General features: G+C 71.3%; 23 protein-coding genes and 1 riboswitch. Of the genes, 20 read left to right on the plus strand and 3 right to left on the minus strand.

Going from position 1 to position 24109, the window contains the following annotated elements:
- The first annotated feature begins 157 nt into the window (after positions 1–157).
- Together ACIP63_RS26030 and ACIP63_RS26035 are read left to right on the plus strand one after the other, a co-directional pair.
- Entirely contained in the window at positions 158–2431 is a 2274-nt protein-coding gene (locus tag ACIP63_RS26030) for a heavy metal translocating P-type ATPase (RefSeq protein ID WP_401520007.1), read from the plus strand.
- A gap of 74 nt (positions 2432–2505) precedes the next feature.
- Positions 2506–2958 carry a flavodoxin family protein gene (locus tag ACIP63_RS26035; RefSeq protein WP_401520009.1) on the plus strand — a complete coding sequence of 151 codons (453 nt, stop codon included), beginning with the start codon at positions 2506–2508 and terminating at the stop codon, positions 2956–2958.
- Between the two features lie 98 nt (positions 2959–3056).
- Here ACIP63_RS26035 and ACIP63_RS26040 read toward each other — a convergent pair whose 3' ends face one another.
- Together ACIP63_RS26040 and ACIP63_RS26045 are read right to left on the minus strand one after the other, a co-directional pair.
- Positions 3057–3452 (minus strand): helix-turn-helix transcriptional regulator, encoded by a 396-nt coding sequence (locus ACIP63_RS26040; RefSeq protein ID WP_362931164.1) that lies wholly within the window; start codon positions 3450–3452, stop codon positions 3057–3059.
- 148 nt (positions 3453–3600) lie between these two features.
- Positions 3601–3831: a hypothetical protein gene (locus tag ACIP63_RS26045; protein ID WP_356710463.1), complete on the minus strand. Its 231-nt coding sequence runs from the start codon at positions 3829–3831 to the stop codon at positions 3601–3603.
- 357 nt (positions 3832–4188) lie between these two features.
- A riboswitch (cyclic di-AMP (ydaO/yuaA leader) is annotated at positions 4189–4374 on the plus strand.
- A 4-nt stretch (positions 4375–4378) separates the two neighbouring features.
- On the opposite strand from ACIP63_RS26045, the gene ACIP63_RS26050 reads away from it, so the two are divergent.
- Both ACIP63_RS26050 and ACIP63_RS26055 read left to right on the plus strand, forming a co-directional pair.
- Complete coding sequence (locus tag ACIP63_RS26050; RefSeq protein WP_401520012.1) at positions 4379–5248, plus strand: transglycosylase SLT domain-containing protein; 870 nt, start codon at positions 4379–4381, stop codon at positions 5246–5248.
- A gap of 227 nt (positions 5249–5475) precedes the next feature.
- Entirely contained in the window at positions 5476–6087 is a 612-nt protein-coding gene (locus ACIP63_RS26055; protein ID WP_401520014.1) for a hypothetical protein, read from the plus strand.
- Positions 6088–6155: 68 nt separating this feature from the next.
- On the opposite strand, the gene ACIP63_RS26060 is transcribed toward ACIP63_RS26055, so the two are convergent.
- Entirely contained in the window at positions 6156–7049 is an 894-nt protein-coding gene (locus ACIP63_RS26060; RefSeq protein ID WP_401520017.1) for an SIS domain-containing protein, read from the minus strand.
- Between the two features lie 406 nt (positions 7050–7455).
- On the opposite strand from ACIP63_RS26060, the gene ACIP63_RS26065 reads away from it, so the two are divergent.
- The 16 genes from ACIP63_RS26065 to argF all read left to right on the plus strand — a co-directional run bounded on the left by ACIP63_RS26065 (position 7456) and on the right by argF (position 24041).
- Complete coding sequence (locus tag ACIP63_RS26065) at positions 7456–8448, plus strand: MBL fold metallo-hydrolase (RefSeq protein ID WP_401520019.1); 993 nt, start codon at positions 7456–7458, stop codon at positions 8446–8448.
- Positions 8449–8529: 81 nt separating this feature from the next.
- On the plus strand, positions 8530–10050 hold the full coding sequence (locus tag ACIP63_RS26070) for an ATP-binding protein (RefSeq protein ID WP_401520022.1): 1521 nt from the start codon (positions 8530–8532) through the stop codon (positions 10048–10050).
- Positions 10047–10469, plus strand: a complete 423-nt coding sequence (locus ACIP63_RS26075) for a roadblock/LC7 domain-containing protein (RefSeq protein ID WP_401520025.1) — start codon at positions 10047–10049, stop codon at positions 10467–10469. Before ACIP63_RS26070 ends, ACIP63_RS26075 begins: the two co-directional genes overlap by 4 nt.
- On the plus strand, positions 10466–10819 hold the full coding sequence (locus tag ACIP63_RS26080; protein ID WP_401520028.1) for a DUF742 domain-containing protein: 354 nt from the start codon (positions 10466–10468) through the stop codon (positions 10817–10819). The genes ACIP63_RS26075 and ACIP63_RS26080 overlap by 4 nt, the downstream gene beginning before the upstream one ends.
- Complete coding sequence (locus ACIP63_RS26085; RefSeq protein ID WP_401520030.1) at positions 10797–11411, plus strand: GTP-binding protein; 615 nt, start codon at positions 10797–10799, stop codon at positions 11409–11411. The genes ACIP63_RS26080 and ACIP63_RS26085 overlap by 23 nt, the downstream gene beginning before the upstream one ends.
- Complete coding sequence (locus ACIP63_RS26090) at positions 11408–12715, plus strand: cytochrome P450 (RefSeq protein ID WP_401520033.1); 1308 nt, start codon at positions 11408–11410, stop codon at positions 12713–12715. The genes ACIP63_RS26085 and ACIP63_RS26090 overlap by 4 nt, the downstream gene beginning before the upstream one ends.
- A gap of 75 nt (positions 12716–12790) precedes the next feature.
- Positions 12791–13198: a cell division protein SepF gene (locus tag ACIP63_RS26095; protein WP_401520035.1), complete on the plus strand. Its 408-nt coding sequence runs from the start codon at positions 12791–12793 to the stop codon at positions 13196–13198.
- Between the two features lie 7 nt (positions 13199–13205).
- Positions 13206–14429, plus strand: a complete 1224-nt coding sequence (locus tag ACIP63_RS26100; protein WP_401520037.1) for an ATP-binding protein — start codon at positions 13206–13208, stop codon at positions 14427–14429.
- The gene (locus ACIP63_RS26105) at positions 14426–14833 is read left to right on the plus strand and encodes a nucleotide pyrophosphohydrolase (protein WP_401520040.1); all 408 of its coding nucleotides are present in this window, start codon (positions 14426–14428) and stop codon (positions 14831–14833) included. The genes ACIP63_RS26100 and ACIP63_RS26105 overlap by 4 nt, the downstream gene beginning before the upstream one ends.
- A 135-nt stretch (positions 14834–14968) precedes the next feature.
- Positions 14969–15505: a DUF6099 family protein gene (locus ACIP63_RS26110; RefSeq protein WP_401520041.1), complete on the plus strand. Its 537-nt coding sequence runs from the start codon at positions 14969–14971 to the stop codon at positions 15503–15505.
- Positions 15506–15595: 90 nt separating this feature from the next.
- Positions 15596–16519: an LLM class F420-dependent oxidoreductase gene (locus ACIP63_RS26115; RefSeq protein ID WP_401520044.1), complete on the plus strand. Its 924-nt coding sequence runs from the start codon at positions 15596–15598 to the stop codon at positions 16517–16519.
- Between the two features lie 80 nt (positions 16520–16599).
- Positions 16600–17535 (plus strand): homocysteine S-methyltransferase, encoded by a 936-nt coding sequence (gene mmuM, locus ACIP63_RS26120; protein ID WP_401520046.1) that lies wholly within the window; start codon positions 16600–16602, stop codon positions 17533–17535.
- 43 nt (positions 17536–17578) lie between these two features.
- The gene (locus ACIP63_RS26125) at positions 17579–19054 is read left to right on the plus strand and encodes a 3' terminal RNA ribose 2'-O-methyltransferase Hen1 (RefSeq protein WP_401520049.1); all 1476 of its coding nucleotides are present in this window, start codon (positions 17579–17581) and stop codon (positions 19052–19054) included.
- Positions 19051–21594 (plus strand): polynucleotide kinase-phosphatase, encoded by a 2544-nt coding sequence (locus ACIP63_RS26130; RefSeq protein WP_401520052.1) that lies wholly within the window; start codon positions 19051–19053, stop codon positions 21592–21594. The genes ACIP63_RS26125 and ACIP63_RS26130 overlap by 4 nt, the downstream gene beginning before the upstream one ends.
- 76 nt (positions 21595–21670) lie before the next feature.
- On the plus strand, positions 21671–22903 hold the full coding sequence (locus tag ACIP63_RS26135; protein ID WP_401520054.1) for an arginine deiminase: 1233 nt from the start codon (positions 21671–21673) through the stop codon (positions 22901–22903).
- 121 nt (positions 22904–23024) lie between these two features.
- Positions 23025–24041 (plus strand): ornithine carbamoyltransferase, encoded by a 1017-nt coding sequence (argF, locus tag ACIP63_RS26140; protein ID WP_401520056.1) that lies wholly within the window; start codon positions 23025–23027, stop codon positions 24039–24041.
- The last annotated feature ends 68 nt before the right edge of the window (positions 24042–24109 follow it).

The raw sequence follows: 24109 nt of genomic DNA on the forward strand, positions 1-24109 counted from the left end.
CTCGCGACGGTCCGACGACTCCCACCGTATACCCATGGGGGGTATACGCAAGGGCTGGGGCGGGGACTTGCCAAGCATACGGGTGGGGGGTATACCTGGCCGTGAGGGAGATACCCATGAGGGGTATACTGGGTCCCGTTCGGACGAGGAGCAGTAAATGACTTCAGCCACTACCGGCGCCGACCGGGTCGAACTGGCCATCGGCGGCATGACCTGCGCCTCGTGCGCCGCGCGGATCGAGAAGAAGCTCAACCGCATGGAGGGGGTCGAGGCCACGGTCAACTACGCCACGGAGAAGGCCAGAGTCGCCTTCGCCGGGGACATCTCGGTCGACGACCTGATCGCCACGGTCGAGGCCACCGGCTACACCGCCCAGCGCCCGGCCCCACCCCTCCCCGAGCCCGGAGACTCCGGCGGGCCCGGCGCCGGCCGGGGCGAGGACGAGCGCGCCGACGGCGAGCTGAGGTCCTTGCGCCAGCGGCTCGTCACCGCGGTGCTGCTCGCCGCGCCGGTCGTCGCGATGGCCATGATCCCGGCCCTCCAGTTCGAGTATTGGCAGTGGCTCTCCCTCACACTGGCCGCCCCGGTCGTCACCTACGCGGCCTGGCCCTTCCACCGCGCGGCCTGGACCAACGCCCGTCACGGTGCGGCCACCATGGACACCCTGATCTCGGTCGGCACGTCGGCGGCGTTCCTCTGGTCGCTGTGGGCGCTCTTCTTCGGCACCGCCGGGATGCCGGGCATGACGCATCCATTCGAATTCACGATCAGCCGCGGCGACGGAGCGGGGAACATCTATCTGGAGGCCGCCGCCGGCGTCACGGCCTTCATCCTGGCCGGCCGGTATTTCGAGGCCCGCTCGAAGCGGAAGGCGGGCGCCGCCCTCAAGGCGCTCATGGAGCTGGGCGCCAAGGAGGTCACCGTGCTGCGCGAGGGCCGTGAGATCACCCTGCCCACGGCCGGTCTGCACGTGGGGGACCGCTTCCTGGTCCGCCCCGGCGAGAAGATCGCCACGGACGGGACCGTCGTCGAGGGCTCCTCCGCGGTCGACGTCTCGATGCTGACGGGCGAGTCGGTGCCCGTCGAGGTCTCCACCGGTGACTCCGTCACCGGGGCGACGCTCAACGCCGGCGGCCGTCTGGTCGTCGAGGCCACCAGGGTCGGCGCCGACACCCAGCTGGCCCGGATGGCCACGCTCGTGGAAGAGGCCCAGAGCGGCAAGGCCTCCGCGCAGCGCCTCGCCGACAGGATCTCCGCGGTCTTCGTGCCGGTCGTCATCGGGCTGGCGCTCGCCACGCTCGGCTTCTGGCTGGGCTCGGGCGCCGGACTCACCGCGGCCTTCACGGCCGCCGTCTCCGTACTGATCATCGCCTGCCCCTGCGCACTGGGCCTGGCCACGCCCACCGCCCTGCTCGTCGGCACCGGCCGCGGGGCGCAGCTCGGCATCCTGATCAAGGGACCGGAGGTCCTGGAGAACACCCGCAGGGCCGACACGATCCTGCTCGACAAGACGGGCACCGTCACCACGGGCCGCATGACGCTGCTGAAGGTCCACGCGGCCGCCTCCACGGACGAGGCCGAAGTGCTGCGCCTCGGGGGCGCACTGGAGCACTCCTCCGAACACCCGATCGCCCGGGCCGTCGCCGAGGGCGCCGCCGGGACCGTGGGCACGCTGCCCACACCCGAGGGCTTCACCAACGTCCCCGGCCTCGGCGTGCAGGGCGTCGTCGAGGGTCACGCGGTCCTCGTCGGCCGGGAGAAGCTGCTGGCCGACTGGTCGATCGAGCTCCCCGAAGAGCTCAGGAAGGCCAAGGACCTGGCCGAGCAGGACGGGCGGACCGTGATCGCGGTGGCCTGGGACGGCGAGGCGCGTGCGGTCCTGGAGGTCGCCGACGCCGTCAAGGAGACCAGCGCCGAAGCGGTCCGGCGGCTGCGCGGCCTCGGGCTCACCCCCGTCCTGCTGACCGGTGACAACAAGGCGGTCGCCGCAGCCGTCGCGGCCGAGGTCGGCATCGACGAGGTCATCGCCGAGGTGATGCCGCAGGACAAGGTCGAGGTCGTCAAGAGGCTCCAGGCGGAAGGACGCAGCGTCGCCATGGTCGGCGACGGGGTCAACGACGCGGCCGCGCTCGCCCAGGCGGACCTGGGCCTGTCCATGGGGACGGGCACGGACGCCGCCATCGAGGCCGGCGACCTGACTCTCGTACGCGGGGACCTGCGGGTGGCCGCCGACGCGATCCGGCTCTCCCGCAGGACGCTGGGCACGATCCGCTCGAACCTGTTCTGGGCCTTCGCCTACAACGTGGCGGCCCTCCCGCTCGCGGCCGCCGGCCTGCTCAACCCCATGATCGCGGGTGCGGCCATGGCGTTCTCGTCGGTCTTCGTCGTCGGCAACAGCCTCCGGCTGCGCGGCTTCCGCGCCGCAGGCTGAAAGGGCGTCCGCGCCCCGCGGACCCGCGTCCCTCGACAGGGGCGCGGGAATCGGTGAGCGGGTAGGTTCGGGGCGTGGCCACTCTGCTGATCGTGCATCACACTCCGTCGCCCAACTGCCAGGCGCTTTTCGAGGCAGTGCTCTCCGGCGCGACGACGGAGGACATCGAAGGCGTTCGGGTCGTGCGACGGGCGGCCCTCTCCGCCACGGCCTCCGATGTGCTCGCGGCCGACGGCTACCTCCTCGGCACCCCGGCGAACCTCGGGTACATGTCCGGCGCCCTGAAACACTTCTTCGACCAGGTCTATTACCCGTGCCTGGACGGGACGAAGGGCCGGCCCTTCGGCTACTACGTGCACGGCGGCAACGACGTCACCGGCGCCGTACGGGGCATCGAGACGATCACCACGGGCCTCGGATGGCGGCGTGCGGCCGACGCCGTGACCGTCACCGGTGAGCCGGGCAAGGCCGACACGGAAGCGTGCTGGGAACTGGGGGCGACCCTCGCCGCCGGACTGATGGACTGACGGACTCCCGGCTACGGTCGCCCTCACACCGCCCGGACCGACACCTACGGGGCATGGCGTCACTCCCGGGCGGCAGCTCCCGGACGGCAGATGCCGCGTCAGGTGCGGTCGATGTGCACGCTGGTCGACTTCACACGGGCCGTGGCCTGCATGCCGACCTCGAGTCCCAGTTCCTCCACGGCTTCCCGGGTCAGCAGCGAGACGAGGCGGTGCGGGCCGGCCTGGATCTCGACCTGTGCCGCTACGTCGCCCAGCTTCACCGCGGTGACGATGCCGGGGAAGGCGTTGCGCGCCGAGGTGTAGGGGACCTCCTCCTCGCCGGGGGAGGCCTGGCCGACCTCGATCGAGAACGCGGCCAGATCACGGCCGTCGATGAGGCGGCGCCCGCCCTCGTCGCGATGGGTCGCTACCCGGCCGGCGTCCGCCCAGCGGCGGGCGGTGTCCGGGCTCACGCCGAGAAGACGTGCCGCCTGCCCGATGGTGTAGGTCTGCATGTGCTGCACGATATTGCTCACTAGCTAGCATATGCAAGGTTTTAATATGAAGCATCTTGCATATGCGCAATGCCCCGCGGGTTCGTGGGGAACCGGTGAGCCTTCGCCGGGCGCCTGATCCGCCGAAAGCGCCCTTCACCCGCCCCGCTCAGCGCGGTCTCCACGTGAGCTTGCCGCCGCCCACCCAGCGGATGACGGCCGGGTCGTCGAGGTCGTGGACCGGAATGCCGGCTGCCGCGGCGGCGATCAGCACATCGGTCATCGCCGTCGCGCTCCCGATCACCTCTCCGTCGATCTCCACGATCCGGAAGGGGGGATCCCCGGGCTGGACGGGCAGGACGGTGATCCGGGGCGCCGAGGCGAGAGGGCTTTCAGTCATAGGCGGATCGGTTCCACGCGGGCGCCCTCGGTATGCGCCTGGGCCTCAGCTGTGAGTCGTATGCCCGGTTTGAGGTGGTTTTTTGGAATTAATCCTGTAATCCATAAAAGGCCATTTCGTGTGACCTGAGGCCTTCGCGCGGGCGCAAAACACCCGAATCGGACTCCGTGACCAGGGTCACTTCATGGATCCCGGACGCGGGGGTACGGCAGTCGGTTCCCTTCTGCGCCAAGAGAAATGGGAGACGCGATGTGGGGTGGATTACATGAATTCCCGAGAATTGATCTTGCGAATGAATTGTGATCATCGCGCCAGGCTTGTTCCTTTCCCTATTTCTCGCCTACGGTCACCATCACTCCGGGCGGAACGCCGAATCCTGCCGCCGTCCGGTTACCCGACCACTTCTCGTACGGCAGGAGCGGGGGACCCAAGTAAGCGCCGATCCGGTTTCCGGAGCGGCTCGGGGTGAAGTCGCATTCACATGCGGCCGGGCATCTCCAGCCCGAACCCGACAGCTCACTTCGCAGGCGACGGAGAGGAATTCAGCATGCCCGAAAACGGTAAGCACCGTCGTTTCAGGACCAGTTCGCTCACCCGCGGCATCATCGCCGTGAGCACGGGCGGAGCCGCCCTGGCCCTCCCTGTGATCGGTGCGACCGGCGCCTTCGCGGCCCCGGCCCAGCCGGCCGCCGTGGAAAAGGCTGCGACCTCGACTGCCGCGTCCGGCAAGGGAATTGCCGCGCAGCAGTCCAAGTCCACCACCTATTCCGTGATCTTGGGTGACACCCTTGCAAAGATCGCACGCGAGCATTCCGTGAACGGTGGCTGGAAGGCCCTGTACGAGGACAACGAGAAGGTTGTCGGCGGAAACCCCGACCTGATTCACCCCGGTCTGAAGCTGACCATCGGCGGCAAGGTCGAGAACAAGTCGGCCGACAAGGGTGACAAGGCCGAATCCAAGGCCTCCGCCTCGTCCGACCGTGCCGCGGAGAGCGCCGACCGCGCCGACCGCTCCGAGCGCACGAGCACCCCCACCGCCGCGGAAGGCGCACCCGCCGCCGCCGAGGCCGCTCCGGCGGCCGAGCCGGTGTCGTACACGAACGACCTCGACGGCTGGATCAAGGAGTCGCTCGCCGTCATGGCCGAGCACGGCATCCCCGGCAGCTACGAGGGCATCCACCGGAACATCATCCGTGAGTCCGCGGGCGACCCCCAGGCCATCAACAACTGGGACATCAACGCGATCAACGGCGTCCCGTCCAAGGGCCTGCTGCAGGTCATCGACCCGACCTTCCAGGCCTACCACGTGCCCGGTACGTCGATGGACAGCTACGACCCGGTCGCCAACATCACGGCCGCGTGCAACTACGCCGCGGACAGGTACGGCTCCATCGACAACGTCTTCGGGGCCTACTGAGCCTCGCCGAGGCGGGACCACTGACGCACGGGCGTGTGACAGAGGGACGGAAGTGACGGGTGGTGCGGGTTCGGCGGAACCCGCACCACCCGTCGTCCGTTTTCCGGCGCCCGATCGGGTCCGGAGGCCCCGCGTCGTCGGCGTCACGGCCGTCGAGGCGTGGCCGACAGGCCGGGCGGGGCACGGGTGACTGGTCTCGTACAGGTTCGTCGTCCATACTGCCCGCCGTGGAGCAGCGCATAGATTCGAACACGAAGCCCGAGTTCGCCGCGGGGACAGACCCGGCGTACATCCCCGGCCTGACGGCCCCTGCCCCCGCGCGGACGGAGGCGGAGGCGGAGGCGGAGAAGGCGGCGCCCCAGAAGCCCGAGGAGGCCGAGGAGACCCGGGAGACCGGGACCGCGGACGCGCTCCCCGAGGGGGCCGTGGACGGATCCGCGGCCGCCCCCGAGGACTCCGCCGTGGACGGCACGGCCGGGGGCGACGACGAGGCTCCGGCCGACGGGACGGACCCGGAGGCCGAGGCCGTGCCCGCCGGCGGGAGTGGCGCCGACGAGGACGGCCCCGTCTTCGAGGTCAGCGACCGGCGCGGATCCATCAGGGTGGACGCGGACGGCGTCCGCTTCCGCCTCGACGACCAGGAGGCGGAGTTCGACTGGGCCGAGATCGGCGCGGTGGAGGTCAGGACCGGCCGCTTCGGGCGCCGGTTCACCGTGACGGTCCACCTGTCGAGCCGCCGGTGGTTCAACGCCGAGGTCGAGGCCGGATCGCGGGGCGACCTCAAGGGGTGGACGGCGGAGCTCGACGAGGCGCTGGACGCCTACTTCGAAGAGGCCTGACCTCTTCGGGGCATGGCTGAGCACCGGGCCGGTCGTCCGGCCCGGTGCTCAGCCATGCCGTGGAACCGTCAGGCTCCCGGAGCCGTGCCGAGCACCACCGACCGGGTCAGGTGGCGCGGAAGGTCGGGGTCGAGGCCGCGGGCCGCCGCGCGGGCGATCGCCAGCCGCTGGACCCGGACCAGGTCGGCCAGCGGGTCCAGTCCGCTCTCCACCCAGCGGGCCCCGGTCGCCTGCACCTGCTCCCGCAGCCCCTCCGGAGCGGCGCCGAACATCCAGGTCGCCGTCCCGGCCGTGGCGATGCTGATGGGGCCGTGGCGGTACTCCATCGCCGGATACGACTCCGTCCAGGACAGGGACGCCTCCTTCATCTTGAGCGCCGCCTCGTTGGCGATCCCCACCGTCCACCCCTGCCCCAGGAAGCTGAACTGGGAGCATTCCAGGAGCCCTTCGGGCAGCGGCTCCGCCAGCGCGGTCTCCGCGTCCCGTACGACGTCCTCGGTGTGCAGCCCGAGATGGGCGCGGAACAGCGTCAGCGCGGTCGTCGCGAACCTCGTCTGGACCACGGACCGTTCGTCGGCGAAGTCGAGGACCACCACATCGTCGGCCGCGGCCATCACCGGGGTCCGCGGGTCCGCGGTGACGGCGACGGTCCGGGTGGCGCCCCGCAGGCGCGTCAGCAGGCCGAGGATCTCCGTGGTCGTCCCCGACCGCGTCAACGCGACGACCCGGTCGTACGTGCGCCCGAAGGGGAACTCGGAGGCGGCGTAGGCGTCCGACTCGCCCTGCCCGGAATCCTCGCGGAGCGAGGCGTACGCCTGTGCCATGTAATACGACGTTCCGCAGCCGACGACGGCGATGCGCTCACCGGTGGCGGGCAGGGCCGCCTTCCGGTCGGCAGCGACCTCCGCGGCACGGCGCCAGCACTCGGGCTGGCCGGCTGTCTCGGTCTCGACATGCGACATGTCCGCACTCCGCTTCCGCTGCTGCTCGCACCTGGTGGGACGGGGCTGTGTGAAATCGACGCCCGCTTGTTCGATTCTGCATATTACATGGGTCAATCGAGCAAGAACAAGCAAAGTGTTCACGCCTCCGTAACCGAAGATGGGGCGGTTTTTGGCCATGCTCGGTGGGTAGCCGACCCGATCCGGTTCCGTCGAGGCTGTGCGGGTATCGGTCGCATGGCGCGACCTCCGCTGCCGACATCCCGTACATCGGGCGGAAAATCACCTGTCGGACCGCTTCTCGGCAACCCCGGACGGTCACCGGACGGCGGTGGGTGGCCCCGGTGAGGGGCGATTTCACGTCATCGGACACGTGCGTCGGCCGAGTTCGAACGCGCGGCCGGAATGCGGTCGGCATAATCAGCCCATGTCGATCACGGGCGGGGAAGTCGTGGACCTCGGCAGGGGTCTGTACGCCTGGCTGCCGCCGGAGCGTGGCTGGGGCCTGGCCAACTGCGGTCTGCTCGTGTCGCCGCGCGGGGGACTGTGGATCGACACCCCGTACGACACGATGATGGCCGGTCAGTTCCTGGTGGAGAGCCAGAAGCGGCTGCCCGACGGGGTGGGCGTCGACCGTGTGATCGTCACCCACGCCAACGGCGACCACTTCTGGGGCGCCGGGGTGCTTCCGGACGCGGAGATCATCGCGACGCGCGAGGCCCGCGAGCACATCCATTACGATCCCACCCCGCAGCAGCAGCACGCCCTGGTGGCCGGAAGTGATCCCTCCACTCCCCTCGGTGCGTACTTCAGCCGTCACTTCGGCGTCTTCGACTGGTCCGCCACCGACGTGGTGTCTCCGACGACCTACTTCACCGGTGAGCTCGAACTGACCCTGGGGGAGCACACGGTCCAGGTGTCGTCCCTGCCGCCCGCGCACACGGAGGGCGACCTGATCGTGTACCTGCCCGCGCAGCGCGCGGTGTTCAGCGGGGACGTCATCTTCTCCTCCACCCCCCGGCAGCCCGGGGACCACCCGGTGCACTGGGCGGGGCCCCTGGACAACGTGATCGACGCCTGCGAACGCGTCCTGGCCACCGGCGCCGAGGTGATCGTGCCGGGGCACGGGCCGGTGCTCGACCCTGCCGGAGTGCGCGGGCACATGGACTACCTCGCATACGTACGCGACCGCGCCCACGCCCTCCACGCGGCGGGAGTGCCCGCGGTCGAGGCGGCCCGCCGGGTGATCGCCGAGGGCCGGTACCCGGAGCTCGGTCTGCCCGAGCGGCTCGTGGTGACCATCGGGAGCGAGTACCGCCACCTGGACGGTTCCGAACTCCCCGGCGTCCTCCAGGTGATGGCCGACGTGGCAGCCGTCGCCCGGGAGACGGACGCGGCGGGCACCGGAGGGTCGGCGTGACGGCCCGCCGACACGGCAGCCGGGCGTTCCGCGCCGGCGCGGGCTGTCGACCGTCCCCGACAACAGAGACGTGGTGACGCCGTGCCGGCATGGATCGTGGCCCTCATCGCCGTCGTGGTGGCGGTCTGGTCGGCCGTACGCATGCACCACGCCAGGCTGGACGCGTACGGCGCCTCGGCCCGCGCGGAGCTCACCGAACGGCAGGCCAAGGCGGCCGACGCCCGGACCCTTGCCCTCACCGAGGAGATCCGCCAGCTGGCCCGGAACCGGATACCCGCCGCGGCCACCGCACTCTCCCACCGCTCCGCGCCCGTCCCCGGGCTGCGGGAGGCCGCCGGAATCGACGGTGACTCCGCGCGTCTGCTGACCGAGGCCGTACAGGCCGCGCGCACCGCTGTCCTGGAGGAACGCCGCCGCGTCGACGCGGCAGCGCGCTCGGCCATGCGCGGTACCTCCGCCAAGATCCAGTCGCTGCTCAACCAGTCGCAGCACCTGCTGGACGAGCTCCAGCACGAGTACGACGACCCGCGGATCCTCCAGCTCGACTTCCGTAACGAACTGGCGCTTCGCCGCACCCAGGCCACGGCCGTGCTCTGCGACGCCTGGCCCGGACTCGCCCGGCAGAACTCCTCGCTCGTCGAGGTCGTGCTCGGCGCCCAGTCCCGGGTGGCGGGGTACGAGCGGATCAAGGTCGCCAACCATCTGCGCCAGGAGCGGCTCGCGCTGGCCGCCCGGGCCGCCGAACCCCTCGCGATCGCGCTCGCCGAACTGCTGGCCAACGCCACGGCGTACTCGCACCCGGACACCGAGGTGCCGGTGACGGTCCAGCAGACCGCCGGGCGCGGGGCTCTGATCCTGGTCGACGACGCCGGTATCGGCATGGACGACGACGCGCTGAAACGGGCCCGCGCACTGCTGTCGGGCCCCGCCGAGGTGCTGCTCACCGAGCTGGGGGACCCGCCGCAGACCGGCTTCGCCGTGGTGGGGCGGCTCGTCGCGCGCTACGGCTTCAGCTGCCACATCGAGTCGTCGCCGTACGGCGGGATGCGCGCGATGCTGCGCATTCCGGCGCATCTGCTCACCGTGATCGACGACGACCGCACCCTGTCCGTGCTCGCGCCGAAGCCGGTGCACGCGCGCGCCGAGGGCGCCACGGAGAGCCTCTCGCCCAGGCCCGCGGCCCCCGTCGCTCCTGTAGCACCCGCCGAGTCCGAACCCGCCCCCGTCGCTCCTGTCGCGCCCCCCGGGTCCCAACCCGCCCCGGCCGCCCCAGTCGCTCCTGCCGCGCCTGGCGAGTCCGAACCCGCGCCGGCCGCCTCCGTCGAGCCCGCCGCGTCCGTGCCCGCCCCCGCCGCAGGGGAAGCCGCGCGCCCGGCAGTCCTGCCCACCCGGCGGCGCAGATCCCGCCGGACGGCGGCCCCGGAGGCGCCGACGGCCCGGCAGCAGCCGGCCGAAGAGCCCGTGCTCCGTACGCCCGAGCAGGCCGGAGCGGCGTGGGCCGCCCTCCAGGAGGGCACCCTCAGCGGCAGGAAGGCGCCCGGGCCCCCGGCCCCGGCACCCTCAGCATCCCCATCGGACGACCAAGGAGACGACGAGACGTGAGCACCACCCCCACCGCCGGTGATCTCGCCTGGGTGCTGACCCCCCTGCTGGAGCTGCCCGGTGTGCAGCATGCCGTGGTCGCCACCGGCGACGGGCTCGTCGAGGGCGCGTCGTCCGGCCTGGACCGTGCGTCCGCCGAGCGCGTCGCCGCGATGACGGCCACCCTGCACGCGGCCGCCCGTGCCTTCACCACCGCGTTCACCGAGGCCGAGTCGCCGCGACTGGCCCAGACGGTCGTGGAGTCCGACCTGGGCTTCGCCGTCGTCGTACCGGCCGGCAAGAACACCACCCTGGCCCTGTTCGCGGCCCCCGACGCACACCTGGGGAACATCGCCTACCAGATGCAGGTGCAGGTCACCGCGCTGACCAGGGCCATGCACGCCCCCACCCGCCAACCGGACACCGCCACCCGGCCATGACCCCCGGCCCAGGCCGCCGGCTGATTCCCCCTTACCTGGTCACCGGTGGCCGCTCCACGCCCACCGGCCCCGCGCTCGACCGGCTCGCCGTGCTCATCCGTACGGACTCGGCCCTGCCGGTGGACACCGGTTCCGAGCAGCGCAGGCTGTGCGAGCTCCTCGAGCCGGGAGCCCTCACCGTCGTCGAGTGCGCCGCCCATCTGGACCTGCCGGTCAGCGCCACCGTCTTCCTGGCCACGGATCTCGTGGCCGCGGGACTTCTGCACGCTCGACCACCGATCCCCAGTGCCGGTGAGATCGACCGGTCGCTCGTCGAGAGGCTGCTCGTTGGACTCCGTTCCCTCCACTGACCGGGGCGGCATCGGCTACCTGCCGAGTGCCGCCGAGACCCTGATGAAGCTCGTCGTCACGGGTCCCTTCGGCGTGGGCAAGACGACCCTGATCCGTACCCTGTCGGAGATCCCGACCCTGCACACGGAAGAGGCGATGACGCAGTCCAGTACGGGACTCGACGACACCGCCGGGCTGCCGGAGAAGACCACGACCACGGTCGCCGTGGACTTCGGCCGGCTGACCGTTCAGGACGATCTGGTGCTGTACATGTTCGGCACGCCGGGCCAGGATCGCTTCCTCCCCCTGTGGGAGGACATCGCGCGCGGTGCGCTCGGCGCCCTCGTCATGGTCGACACCCGGCGGCTGGAGGACTCCTTCGCCGTCATGGACATGGTGGAGGAGCAGGGACTCCCGTACGCCGTCGCCGTGAACCGCTTCCCCGATGCCCCCGCCCACGCGGACGAGGTCCTGCGCAAGCACCTCGACCTCGATCCCCGCACCCCGCTGGTGCAGTGCGACGCGCGTGAACGCGGGGGCGGCATCGACGCCCTGATCGCCCTCGCCGAGCACGCGCTGACCTGCCTGCCCGCGCCCCGGGAAGCGTCATGACCCCTCCCACGACCGGCACTTCACCCGGAACCGCCCCCTCGCTCAACGAGCCCCTCGCGCTGTACGGCGCCGGCTTCGCCGCCGATCCGCACGGCCACTACCGCATGCTGCGCGACCAGGGGCCGCTGGCCAGGGTGCGCATCGCCCCGGACGTCGACGCGCTGCTGGTCACCGACTACCACGCGGCGGTCGACCTGCTGCGGGACACGGAGACCTTCACCAAGGACCCGCGCGCCTGGCAGGCGGGCGTGCCGGCCGACTCGCCGGTCCTGCCCGTGCTCGGTCACCGGCCCACCGCGGCCTTCACCGACGGTGCCGTCCACACCCGTTACCGCGACGCGATCAACGACACCCTCGCCCTGATCGAACCCCACCTGCTGCGCGCGGAGGTCGCCCGGGTCGCACAGCGGCTCATCGCCGGTTTCTCGGCCACCGGCACCGGTGACCTCATCGCCCAGTACGCCCGCGGGCTGCCCCTGCACGTCTTCACCGCCTCCTTCGGCGTGGCTCCCCACGACACCGAACGGGTGGTCCGCGGCACGGCGGGAATGATGGACTCCACGGGGGACGCGACAGCGGCGTACGACGAACTCGTCGGCGTCGTCACCGCTCTCGTCTCCGCACGGCGGCGCAGGCCGGGCCGCGATCTCACCTCGTACCTGCTGGCGCACCCGGCCGGTCTCGACGACGACGAGGCCGTGCGTCAGATCACGCTCATCATGAGCGCGGGCCACGACCCCACGACCAATCTCATCGGCAACGCGCTGCTGCGCATGCTCAGCGACACCCGTTACGGCGGCTCCCTGCACGGCGGCGCGATGACCGCGCACGAGGCGGTCGACGACGTGCTCTGGCGCGATCCGCCGCTGGCCAACATGGGTGCGCACTTCCCGCGCCACGACACCGAGTTCCACGGGGTCCCGCTGCGCGCCGGTCAGTTGGTGCTGGTCTCCTTCGCCGCCGCCAACACCCAGTCGCCGCCGACCGTCCAGGATCCCGCGGTGCGTTCCGGCGACGGTGCCCACCTGGCGTGGTCGGCGGGTCCGCACCGCTGCCCCGCCAAGCAGCCCGCCCTGCTGATGGCGATGACCGCGATCGAACAGCTCACCAGCCAGCTCTGTGACCTGGAACTCGCCGTCGAACCCGGCGCGCTGGTCTGGCGACCGGGCCCCTTCCACCGCGCCCTGGCCCACCTCCCGGTCCGTTTCACACCGCTCGACACGCTTGCCGAACCGGACGGCGGGGGCGCCCCGGAGGCCGCCGATCACGTTCCGACCCGTGTCGGTGGTACGCCGAACGGGTGAGGGACGAGAGAATTGCCCGATGAACAGCGAGCGCAGCCGGCGCACAGCCAACCGGCATACGGACGGGGTGGTTCTGTGAGCAGGTACGACAGGTACGACAGGTACGACGCCACCGACGAACAGTGGGAAGGGCTCGCCCAGGTCGTACCCCTGAGGGGCCGCAACGAATGGCCCTCCCGGGTCGACCACCGGACGGTCCCGGACCAGCAGGAGTCGGCCGAGCAGCGACGCATGGTCGTCCTGCGCGTCCAGGTGTTCGCGGACGCGCGCGAGGTGGCCGAGTACCTGGTCGCCCAGATCCCGGTCCTGCTGGACCTGACCGGCGCCGAGAACGATGTGGCCAAGCGGATCCTGGACTTCAGCAGCGGTGTGGTCTTCGGGCTCGGCAGCGGGATGCACCGGGTGGACCGCAACGTCTTCCTGCTCGCACCCGTCGGCATGGAGGTCGAGGGGGTCACCGCGGCGGGCGTACCTCAATCGTAGGAAGGTCGTGCGGGCGGAACGGTTCGCCGCTCACGGGCGTGCGTACGGTCCGCTCATGACTGTTGTGATCTCCACGGGGAGGGCGGCCTCCGCGCCGTCCGGCGCGGGCCGACCCGCCCGCCCCTTCGTCAGCGAACTCCGCCTCGACGCCTTCGCGTCGCACCGCCGCACCGTCATCCCGCTCGGACCGCTCACGCTGCTCACCGGACGCAGCGGAAGCGGCAAGTCGACCGCCCTGCGCGGTTACGAGGCGCTCGCGCGGCTGGCCGCCGGTGATCCGCTGGAGGACGTGTTCCCCGACCCGGTGGCCTGGGTGCCCGAAGGGGCCGGGGCCGACGGGCAGGGGCGGCGCGGATTCAGACTCGGCTGCACGGTGGAGGGCCCGGCCGGCCCGGTGAGACTGGATCTCGCCGTGCAGGCCGAGCCCACGCTCCGCATCGTCGGCGAGCGGCTGACCGACGGCGGCGAGACGCTGCTGAGCACGGCGCTGCGGGATCCCCGGCGTTCGTCGGTCCAGGCGGCCTGGTACACGGCGGGGGCGGTGCCGGTGACGCGCGCTCCCTTCCCCGACGACCGGCTCGGCACGGCACTGCTGCCGTTGCGGGTCGCGGGAACCACGGACGGGCAGCTCAGGGTGCTGGCCGCCGCCGAGCAGGTGGTGGTGGCCCTGCGGTCGGCCTTCGTCTGCGACCCTCAGCCGGGGCGGATGCGTGCGGCGGTGCCGGTCGCGGAAGGGCGGCTGACCTCGTCCTGCGACAACCTCGCCGAGGTACTGCACCGCACCCACAGCCAGTGCGCCCAGCGGCACGCCCGGCTGGTCGCCGGTGCGGACGCCGGGTGCGCGGGGCCGGTGACGGCACTGACCACCGAGCGACTGGAGGGCGGCACCGTGCAGGCCCTGACGGGGCGGGGGCCGGGCCGGAGCACGCCTGTCGGGCGCCTCGGCGACGGCGAACTCCGGTATCTCGCCTTCGCGCTCGTACTGCTGACGGGCCCTCATGTCCTGGTGGTGGACCCGGCGGCGGAGGTGCCGTCGGCCATGCAGGCCCTCACCGTGCTGGCCGACGGACTCGACCGGAGCCTGGACACGCGGCAGACCGGGGAGCTGCTGGCGTTGGCCGCGTCGATCTGCGCGAACGGACACATGCGTCTGCTGGGGACGGTCGGTGAGGCTACCGCCGCTGCCGCCCGGGAGACGGCCGGCGCGACAGTGGTAGACCTGACACCGTGAGCGAACTGGATGTAGCGCAACTGCAGCGCCGACTGGCCGACTTCGCGGCGGCCCGGGCCTGGGAGCCGTACCACACCCCCAAGAACCTCAGCGTCGCGCTGAGCGTGGAGGCTTCGGAACTCCTGGAGATCTTCCAGTGGCTGACACCGGAGCAGTCGGCGAGGGTGATGGAGGACCCCGGAGCGGCGTTCCGGGTCAGGGACGAGGTCGCGGACGTCCTGGCGTATCTGCTGCAGTTCTGCGAGGTCCTGGGGATCGACGTGCTGGCGGCGCTGGCGGCCAAGATCGACCGGAACGAGGAACGCTTTCCGGTGGCGACGGCGGGTGTCGAGACGGTTCCACCGGAAGGCGTCGAGCGGGGCCAGGACGGCACGGAGATGACTGGTCGTCACTCTTCGGAGTGATCGTTTTATTCACAATCGACTTCCTGTCCACAGATTTCCGATTTCCTCTGGCTTTCGTGTGCCATGGCCCTCACTGTGGGTAATGAAGAAGTGAGCGGGTTCTTGTAGCGGCGGTGTCGGGGACGGGGGAGTGGCATGGAAGCGGAGCGACTGATCGAGGCGGGCCGGAGCGCGCTGGCGGGGAGCCGGGGGGTGCCGGCCGTCATGGCGGAGGCATGGCAGGCCCAGGCACTCGCCCGGGCGGTCGGCGGCCGGCTGGCGAGGTGCGGACCGGCGGAGTTACGGACGGAGGCGCGCGAGCTCAGCGAGACCTGCGCCCTGGGGAGCGCCGTGCTCGACCATCCTCTGGTCCCGCCCGGAGGTGTGCGGGCGTCCCAGCTCACCGAAGTGGACCACGTGCCCAGGGTGTTGGCCGCTCTCGCGCTGCTCCTCGGGGAGGCGGGCATCGCGCTGGTGGGTGTCGCCTGCGGCACGGAGGAGGAAGGGCTCTACTGGCAGTGCATCGAGGCGATAGACGCGGTCGACGAGTCGGTGGACCGGGTCCACGGGATGCTGAGACGGCTTGCCGAGCAGGAGCGCGAGCGTGAGCACGAACAGGAGTTGGACCGGGAGCGCGACGGCCCCCACGGGGTGATACACGGACCGGCCGGCTTCGTCGCCGGCCAGCCGTGAGCCGGGCGGCCGGGGGCACACCGGCCGCCCGGCACGGGGGAAGAGTCCAAGAGAGGGGGCGCAGCCGTTTCGAAGGTGCAGGATGGAGGCATGGATCTTCGAATCTTCACCGAGCCCCAGCAAGGGGCGAGCTACGACACCCTGCTCACCGTCGCCAAGGCCACCGAGGACCTCGGCTTCGACGCCTTCTACCGATCGGACCACTATCTGCACATGGGCTCCGGGGACGGGCTGCCCGGCCCGACCGACGCATGGATCACCTTGGCCGGACTGGCTCGCGAGACCAAGAGGATCCGCCTCGGCACGCTGATGACCGCGGGCACGTTCCGTCTGCCCGGCGTGCTGGCCATCCAGGTCGCCCAGGTCGACCAGATGTCCGGCGGCCGGGTCGAGCTGGGCCTGGGCGCCGGCTGGTTCGAGGAGGAGCACAAGGCGTACGGCATCCCGTTCCCGAAGGAGAAGTTCGGCCGGCTCGAGGAGCAGCTGGCGATCATCACGGGGCTGTGGGAGACCGAGACCGGTAAGACGTTCAGCTACGACGGGACGTACTACCAGCTCACCGACTCGCCGGCCCTGCCGAAGCCCGCGCAGACGAAGGTGCCGGTCCTGATCGGGGGCCACGGCGCGGTCCGTACGCCGCGGCTGGCCGCGCGGTACGCGGACGAGTTCAACATCCCCTTCGCGTCGATCGAGGACAGCGCGAAGCAGTTCGGCCGGGTCAGGGACGCGGCCGTGACGGCCGGGCGGGCCCCCGACGACCTGGTGTACTCCAACGCCCTGGTGGTGTGCGTCGGGAAGAACGACGCGGAGGTGGCGCGGCGCGCGTCCGTCATCGGACGCGAGGTCGAGGAGATCAAGGCGAACGGGCTGGCGGGCTCACCCGCCGAGGTCGTCGACAAGATCGGGCGGTACGCCGCCATCGGCTCGTCGCGGATCTACCTCCAGGTTCTGGACCTGCACGACCTGGAACACCTTGAGCTGATCTCGTCGCAGGTCCAGTCGCAGCTGGGCTGACAGGAGGGACCCGGCCCGCGGCAGGCCGGGACCGTGTGGCCGTGGGACCGGCAGGAACCGCCCGACAGTGAGGAGCAGCCGTGCATTCCGCCCGGACGCCGGGGGCCCCGCCCGGCCGTACGCTCGGCGACGCGCTCGCCGAGGGGACGGTTCTGCTGGACGGGGGCCTCTCCAACCAGCTGGAGGCGCAGGGCTGCGATCTGTCCGACGCCCTCTGGTCCGCCCGGCTGCTGAGCGACGCGCCCCAGCAGATCGAGGCCGCCCACGCCGCCTACGCCCGGGCGGGTGCGCAGGTGCTGATCACGGCCAGCTACCAGGCGACCTTCGAGGGGTTCGCGCGGCGTGGGATCGGGCGGGGCCGCGCGGCGGAGCTGATGGCAGGCAGCGTGGAGTCGGCGCGCCGGGCGGGCTCGGCGACGGGGCGCGAACTCTGGGTCGCCGCCTCGGTCGGGCCGTACGGGGCGATGCTCGCGGACGGCAGCGAGTACCGCGGCCGGTACGGACTCACCGTCCGGGAGCTGGAGCGCTTCCACCGGCCCCGGGCGGAGACGCTGGCCGAAGCGGGGCCCGATGTGATGGCTCTGGAGACGGTGCCGGACATCGACGAGGCCGAGGCCCTGCTGCGGGCGGTCGAGGGGCTCGGGGTGCCGGTCTGGCTCTCGTACAGCGTGGCGGGGGACCGGACCAGGGCCGGGCAGCCTCTGGCGGAGGCGTTCGCGCTCGCCGCCGGCGTCGACCAGGTGGTGGCCGTCGGGGTCAACTGCTGCGAACCCGCCGACGCGGACCGTGCGGTGGAGGCCGCGGCAGCGGCCACCGGAAAGCCGGTGGTCGTCTACCCGAACAGTGGGGAGGAGTGGGACGCCGACGGCCGGGCCTGGACGGGGAGGGGAACGTTCGAACCGGGCAGGGTGCGGGACTGGCGGCGGGCGGGCGCGCGGCTGGTCGGCGGCTGCTGCCGGGTCGGCCCGTCCGGGATCGCGGCGCTGGCTGAGCGACTGGAGGCGTCGGGAGTGTGAAAATCCCTGGTGGGAGGCCGGTCGCCGGACCATACTCGGACGCGTGTTCCTGACTATCAGCACGACCGGCACCCCTGAGCGTCCCGCCACCGATCTCGGATACCTGCTGCACAAGCATCCCGACAAGGCGCAGACGTTCTCCACCTCGCACGGGACCGCGCACGTCTTCTACCCCGAGGCGTCCGCGGAGCGCTGTACCGCCGCCCTGCTGCTCGAAGTGGATCCGGTGGCGCTGGTGAGGCGCGGCAAGGGCAAGGGCCGGGGCGGAGCCCCCGACGCGGCGCTCGCGCAGTACGTCAACGACCGGCCGTACGCGGCGTCTTCGCTGCTCTCGGTCGCGATGACGACGGTGTTCAAGTCCGCGCTGAACGGGGCGTGCCGGGCGATGCCCGACCGGGCCGAGCAGCCGATGCCGTTGCGGATCGAGGTGCCCGCGCTGCCCGCACGCGGTGGTGCGGAGCTGGTGGACAAGCTCTTCGCGCCGCTCGGCTGGACACGGGTGGAGGCCGCGGCCGTACCGCTGGACGAGCAGTTCCCGGAGTGGGGCGACTCCCGCTACGTACGGCTGGTACTGGAGGGGGAGCTGAGGCTCGCGGACGCTCTGCGCCAGCTGTACGTGCTGCTGCCCGTGCTCGACGACGCCAAGCACTACTGGGTGGCGCCCGACGAGGTGGACAAGCTGCTCAGGGCGGGCGAGGGCTGGCTGGCAGGCCACCCCGAGCAGAAGCTGATCACCAGTCGCTATCTCTCCCGTCGCTGGGGGCTCACCCGGCAGGCGATGGAGCGGCTGGAGCTGGTGCGGCTGGCGGAGTCGGACGACCTCGAGGTGGAGAGCGTCGACAACGCGGTGGACGAGACGACCGACACGGAGGAGAAGCCGGTGCCGCTCGCGGAGCAGCGCCGCGCGGCGGTCCTGGAGGCGCTCCGTGCGGCAGGGGCGACCCGAGTGCTCGACCTCGGCTGCGGCCAGGGCCAGTTGGTGCAGGCGCTGCTCAAGGACGTGCGCTTCACGGAGATCGTCGGGGTCGACGTGTCGATGCGCGCCCTGACCGTCGCCGCACGCCGGCTGAAGCTGGACCGCATGGGCGAGCGGCAGGCCGGACGGATCACCCTCCGCCAGGGGGCGCTCACCTACACCGACAAGCAGCTGAAGGGGTACGACGCCGCCGTGCTGAGCGAGGTGATCGAGCATCTCGACCTCCCGCGGCTCCCCGCCCTGGAGTACGCGGTGTTCGGCTCCGCCCGGCCGCGGACCGTGCTGGTGACGACGCCCAACGTCGAGTACAACGTCCGCTGGGAGACGCTTCCCGCCGGGCACGTACGCCACGGCGACCACCGCTTCGAGTGGACCAGGGAGGAATTCCGGGACTGGGCCGGCCAGGTGGCCGGGCGCCACGGCTACACGGTGACGTTCGTCCCCGTGGGGCCGGAGGACCCCGAGGTGGGGCCTCCCACACAGATGGCCGTGTTCACGATGACCACGGCCCAGGAGACGACGAAGGAGGCGAAGGCCGCATGACCAGTACCTCTCGCACGCTGCCGGTGACCGACCTGTCCCTCGTCGTCCTCATCGGCGCCAGCGGATCGGGCAAGTCCACCTTCGCCCGCAAGCACTTCAAGCCGACCGAGATCGTCTCCTCCGACTTCTGCCGGGGCCTCGTCGCCGACGACGAGAACGACCAGAGCGCCAGCCGTGACGCCTTCGACGTGCTCCACTACATCGCGGGCAAGCGTCTCGCCGCCGGCCGGCTCACCGTCGTCGACGCGACCAACGTGCAGCCGGAGAGCCGCAAACAGCTCGTCCAGCTGGCCCGGCAGTACGACGTGCTGCCCATCGCCGTCGTGCTCGACCTGCCGGAGGAGCTCTGCCAGGCGCGCAACGCCGGCCGGCCCGACCGTGCCTCCATGCCCCGCCATGTCGTGCAGCGCCACCGCCGTGAGCTGCGCCGGTCGCTGCGCGGTCTGGAGCGCGAAGGCTTCCGCAAGGTGCACGTCCTGCGCACCGAGGAGGAGGCCGACACCGCCGAAGTCGTCCTGGAGCGCCGCTACAACGACCTCCGGCACCTCACCGGGCCCTTCGACATCATCGGCGACATCCACGGCTGCAGCTCCGAGCTGGACACCCTCCTCGGCAAGCTGGGTTACAAGGACGGCACGCACCCCGAGGGGCGTACCGCCGTGTTCGTGGGCGACCTCGTCGACCGGGGCCCGGACAGCCCGGGTGTGCTGCGCCGCGTCATGTCCATGGTGGCGTCGGGGGACGCACTGTGCGTGCCGGGCAACCACGAGAACAAGCTCGGGCGTTACCTGAAGGGGCGAAAGGTCCAGCGCAGCCACGGTCTCGCCGAGACGGTCGAGCAGCTGGAGCGGGAGGACGCCGAGCACCCCGAGTTCCGCCGGCAGGTCGCGGAGTTCATCGACGGACTCGTCAGCCACTACGTCCTGGACGGGGGCAAGCTGGTCGTCTGCCACGCGGGGCTGCCCGAGAAGTACCACGGGCGCACCTCAGGCCGGGTCCGCTCGCACGCGCTGTACGGCGACACGACCGGCGAGACCGACGAGTTCGGCCTGCCCGTGCGCTACCCCTGGGCCGAGGACTACCGGGGCAGTGCCGCGGTGGTCTACGGCCACACGCCCGTGCCCACCGCCTCCTGGGTGAACAACACCCTCTGCCTGGACACCGGGGCGGTCTTCGGCGGGAAGATGACCGCACTGCGCTGGCCGGAGCGCGAGATCGTCGACGTACCGGCCGAGCGCGTCTGGTACGAGCCGGTGAAGCCGCTGACCACCGAGGCCCCCGGGGGCCGGGAGGGCAGGCCGCTCGACCTCGCCGATGTCCAGGGTCGCCGCATCGTGGAGACCCGGCACATGGGCCGCGTCGCGGTGCGTGAGGAGAACGCGGCGGCGGCACTCGAGGTCATGAGCCGCTTCGCCGTCGACCCCAGGCTGCTGACCTACCTTCCGCCGACCATGGCCCCGACCGCGACGTCCCGCGAGGAGGGCTTCCTGGAGCATCCGGCCGAGGCCTTCGCGCAGTACCGCGCGGACGGCGTCACCAAGGTCGTCTGCGAGGAGAAGCACATGGGCTCGCGCGCCGTGGCGCTGGTCTGCCGCGACGCCGGCGCCGCGCGCGAGCGGTTCGGGGCCGACGGTCCCACCGGCGCCCTGCACACCCGCACCGGGCGGCCGTTCCTGGACGACACCGCACTCACCGAGGTCGTCCTCGGCCGGCTCCGCGCCGCCGTCACCGCCGCCGGACTCTGGGAGGAGTGGAACACCGACTGGGTGGTGCTCGACGCCGAGCTGATGCCCTGGTCCCTCAAGGCCGCCGGGCTGCTGCGCTCGCAGTACGCGGCGGTGGGCGCGGCCGCAGGCGCCGTCCTGCCCGTGGCTGAGGAGGCCCTGGCCGCGGCGGCCGCCCGCGGTGTGGACGTCGGCGCCCTGGCCGGCCGCCAGCGGGAGCGCGCCGAGGACTCCGCCGCGTTCACGGAGGCGTACCGCCGTTACTGCTGGAGCACCGAAGGGCTCGACGGCGTCCGGCTCGCGCCGTTCCAGATCCTCGCGGTGCAGGGCCGCTCGCTCGCCTCCGTACCGCACGACGAACAGCTGGCGTGGCTGGACCGCCTTGTCGAGCACGACCCGACCGGTCTGCTCCAGGTCACCCGGCGCCTCGTCGTCGACACGGGTGACGAGGCCTCGGTCCGCTCCGGCGTCGACTGGTGGCTGGAGATGACCGGCCGCGGGGGCGAGGGCATGGTCGTCAAGCCGCTCGGCGCGCTCGTCCGGGACGAGAAGGGCAGGCTCGTCCAGCCGGGCATCAAGGTGCGCGGCCGGGAGTACCTACGGATCATCTACGGCCCCGAGTACACGCGGCCGGAGAATCTGGAGCGGCTGCGCTCCCGGTTCCTCGGCCACAAGCGGTCGCTGGCCCTGCGGGAGTACGCCCTCGGTCTTGAGGCCCTCGACCGGCTGGCCGACGGTGAGCCGCTGTGGCGGATCCACGAGGCGGTCTTCGCGGTGCTGGCCCTGGAGTCGGAGCCCGTGGACCCCAGGCTGTAGGAGCTGCGGGACGGCCGACCGGAATCGGATGGCGGTTCGCAGGGTGAACGGCGCCCCGCGCGGTGAGGATGAGGACATGGGATTCCATGTCGATTCCGAGGCCGGGCGGCTGCGCCGCGTCATCCTGCACCGCCCCGATCTGGAGCTGAAGCGGCTCACCCCCAGCAACAAGGACGCGCTCCTGTTCGACGACGTGCTGTGGGTGCGCCGCGCCAGGGAGGAGCACGACGGCTTCGCCGATGTGCTGCGCGACCGGGGCGTGGAGGTGCACCTCTTCGGCGAGCTGCTCCGGGAGTCCCTCGGCATCCCGGTGGCGAGGAGGCTCGTCCTGGACCGGGTCTTCGCGGAGAAGGAGTACGGCCCGCTCGCGACCGAGCATCTGCGCGCCGCCTTCGAGGAGCTGCCCGCAGGGGAGCTGGCCGAGGCCCTGGTCGGCGGGATGACGAAGCGGGAGTTCCTGGAACGGCACAGCGAACCGACCTCGGTCCGCTTCCACGTCATGGATCTGGACGACTTCCTGCTCAGCCCCCTGCCCAACCACATCTTCACCCGCGACACCTCCGCCTGGATCTACGACGGTGTGTCCATCAACGCGATGCGCTGGCCGGCGCGACAGCGCGAGACCGTGCACTTCGAGGCGATCTACCGGCACCACCCCCTCTTCACCGGCCCCGACGCAGGCGTCTTCCACCACTGGTCGCAGGGCCAGGACGACTATCCGTCCACCATCGAGGGCGGTGACGTCCTGGTCATCGGCCGGGGTGCCGTCCTGATCGGGATGAGTGAACGCACCACACCCCAGGCCGTGGAGATGCTGGCCCGAGGGCTCTTCGACGCCGGGTCGGCCAGGACGATCGTGGCGCTCGACATGCCCAAGCGGCGGGCGTTCATGCACCTGGACACGGTGATGACGATGGTAGACGGCGACACGTTCACCAAGTACGCCGGACTCGGCATGCTGCGCTCCTACACGATCGAGCCCGGCGCCGGTCCACGTGAGCTGAAGGTCACCGACCATCCGCCGGAGCACATGCACCGTGCCATCGCCGCCGCGCTCGGCCTCGACAGGATCCGGGTGCTCACCGCCACCCAGGACGTGCACGCCGCCGAGCGGGAGCAGTGGGACGACGGCTGCAACGTGCTGGCCGTGGAGCCCGGGGTCGTCGTCGCGTACGAGCGCAACGCCACCACCAACACGTATCTGCGCAAGGAAGGCATCGAGGTCATCGAGATCCGGGGCAGCGAGCTGGGACGGGGCAGGGGCGGCCCGCGCTGCATGAGCTGCCCCGTGGTGCGCGACCCCGTGTGAGGCGGGGCCGGAGCGCGGAGCGCGGGGAGGCACCCCACGCCCTGTATAGCAATACGGTGTCTCGTATAGACTTCCAGGGCACCTTTCCGCATGCCCTCAGCCCGACCCAGGAGCAGTGACCATGGCCATAGACCTCACAGGCCGCCATTTCCTCAAGGAGCTGGACTTCACGGCCGAGGAGTTCCGCGGCCTGATCGCCCTGTCCGCCGAGCTCAAGGCCGCCAAGAAGGCGGGCGGCGAGGTGCAGCGGCTGCGTGGCAAAAACATCGCGCTGATCTTCGAGAAGACCTCGACCCGCACCCGCTGCGCCTTCGAGGTGGCGGCCGCCGACCAGGGCGCGTCCACGACGTACCTCGACCCCTCCGGCTCCCAGATGGGGCACAAGGAGTCGGTCAAGGACACCGCCCGGGTGCTCGGCCGGATGTTCGACGGCATCGAGTACCGCGGCGACAGCCAGCAGGCCGTCGAGGAGCTGGCGGCGTACGGCGGTGTGCCGGTCTTCAACGGGCTCACCGACGACTGGCACCCCACCCAGATGCTCGCCGACGTCCTCACGATGACCGAGCACAGCGCGAAGCCCCTGGAGGAGATCGCCTTCGCCTACCTGGGTGACGCCCGGTTCAACATGGGCAACTCCTACCTGATCACCGGGGCCCTGCTCGGCATGGACGTCCGGATCGTCGCCCCGGCCGCCTACTGGCCGGCGCCGGAGATCGTGGACCGGGCCAACGAGCTCGCGGAGTCCAGCGGTGCGCGCATCACCCTCACCGAGGACGTGGCCGAGGGCGTCCTGGGCGCCGACTTCGTCGTCACCGACGTCTGGGTCTCCATGGGTGAGCCCAAGGAGGTCTGGGACGAGCGCATCGCGGCCCTCTCGCCGTACGCGGTGACCATGGACGTCCTGCGCGCCACGGGCAACGACGGCGTGAAGTTCATGCACTGCCTCCCCGCCTACCACGACCTCGGTACGAAGGTGGCCAGGGAGATCCACGAGCGGCACGGCCTGTCGGAGCTGGAGGTCACCGACGAGGTCTTCGAGTCCTCGCACTCGGTCGTCTTCGACGAGGCCGAGAACCGGATGCACACGATCAAGGCGGTCCTCGTCGCGACGCTGGCAGGTGGCGCGCACACCGCATGAACATGCACCCGATTGGGTGAACATGCGTGCAAGTGGCTACGATGGTGCTACTTGGTGGGGTTCGGGCT

The organism is Streptomyces sp. NPDC088746 (genome assembly GCF_044751065.1).
Lineage (GTDB): Bacteria > Actinomycetota > Actinomycetes > Streptomycetales > Streptomycetaceae > Streptomyces.